A 1,556-nucleotide genomic window follows, 5' to 3' on the forward strand; every position below is an offset into this window, starting at 1 on the left:
AAACAGTGCTTCTGGCCTCAGGGGCAGAGCACGCAAAGCTGGGTGTGCCCGGCGAGGAAGCCTTTGCTGGAAAGGGAGTGTCCTACTGTGCCACCTGCGACGGGGCCTTTTTCCGGGGAAAAAACACTGCTGTAGTGGGCGGCGGCGACGTGGCCCTGGAGGATGCCATTTATCTGTCACGAATCTGCCAGAGGGTATATCTGATCCACAGAAGGGATGAGCTGCGGGGTGCAAAGATTCTGCAGGAGGAGTTAAAGCAGATTCCCAATATCACCGTGTTGTACAGCCATGCGGTTACAAAAATACAGGGTGAGGATGCTGTGGAGGCCCTGGTGGTAAAGGACTTAAAGACCGGAGAGGAATCTTCCCTCGAGGTTTCCGGCGTATTTATTGCGGTGGGCATACATCCCAATACGGCGCTTCTGGAAAACATAGCGGCCAGAGATGAGGCTGGATACATTTTGGCCGGAGAGGACGGAGTGACGGACAGACCGGGCATTTTTGTGGCGGGAGATACCAGAAAGAAGCCCCTGCGCCAGATTGTCACAGCGGTGGCGGACGGGGCCAATGCAGCCATCAGCGCCGCCAGCTATTGTGACCGGAGCTGACAGATTTTGACGGTTATGCCTTTTTTAAGATTTTATAAAGAAATTAAAAAAAATTCTTAGAAAAAAGAATCGCAAATTTGCGGTTCTTTTTTTGCAGAAAAGGGGAAAAGCCGCATAAACACTGGGTTTTCAGGATATTTTCCAAATTATTCCCATAGTTGACAAAAGAATCTTTTAGTGATATATTTGTTAACAGATGTAATAAATTCGTAACAAATGATGGGAAATTGGTCACAGGAGGACGGTATGGTTCACGGCTCAGTGAAGGTAACAGCATATGCTTTGGCGGCAGTCATGGCTTTTTCGGGAATGAGCATTACGGCGGATGCGGCGGCAGCCACAACGGTTCTGCCCAGCGGCGGCGTTGATCTGACCATTGCAAAGGGAAATACACTTGAGAATATTACCACGAATGTAAACGGTACGTCTTTGGAAATACAATCTATTTTGATGCCGGAGCAGGTAGAAGAGGAGGAGCAGCCAAGCGAAGAGGAAACCTTCCGCAATCTGGTGATCGCTCAGGTAAACGATTATGTAAATGTGCGCAGCATTCCCAGCGAAGAGGGCGAAATTGTTGGAAAGCTGTATGATGATTCTGTAGGAACCTTTCTCGCGGAGGAGAACGGATGGTATCAGATTACCTCCGGCTCTGTTACAGGCTATGTAAAAGCGGAGTACTGTGTGACGGGAGAGGCGGCTGTGGAGCTTGCAAAGCAGGTGGGAACCAGAATTGCAACTGTAACCACTACCACCTTGAAGGTCAGGACAGAGCCCAGCCTTGAGGCGTCTGTACTGGGTTTGGTGCCCATAGATGACGATCTGGTGGTGCTGGAGGAGACGGAAAACTGGGTAAAGGTAGATATAGAGGAAGGCATCGGCTGGGTGTCCACCGCTTATGTGACTCTCCACTCAGAGTTTGTGCAGGCGGAATCCAAGGAAGAGGAAGAG

The 1,556-nt window shown here is 50.1% G+C and carries 2 protein-coding genes; both read left to right on the plus strand.

The genetic code is table 11. From position 1 onward, the window contains the following. Positions 1-608 (plus strand): NAD(P)/FAD-dependent oxidoreductase (locus tag AC1WIP_RS15760; RefSeq protein WP_481142717.1); only part of this gene is annotated, 608 nt, incomplete at its 5' end. 246 nt (positions 609-854) lie between these two features. Next, positions 855-1,556 (plus strand): SH3 domain-containing protein (locus AC1WIP_RS15765; RefSeq protein WP_481142718.1); only part of this gene is annotated, 702 nt, incomplete at its 3' end.

Source organism: Acetatifactor sp., assembly GCF_982438285.1.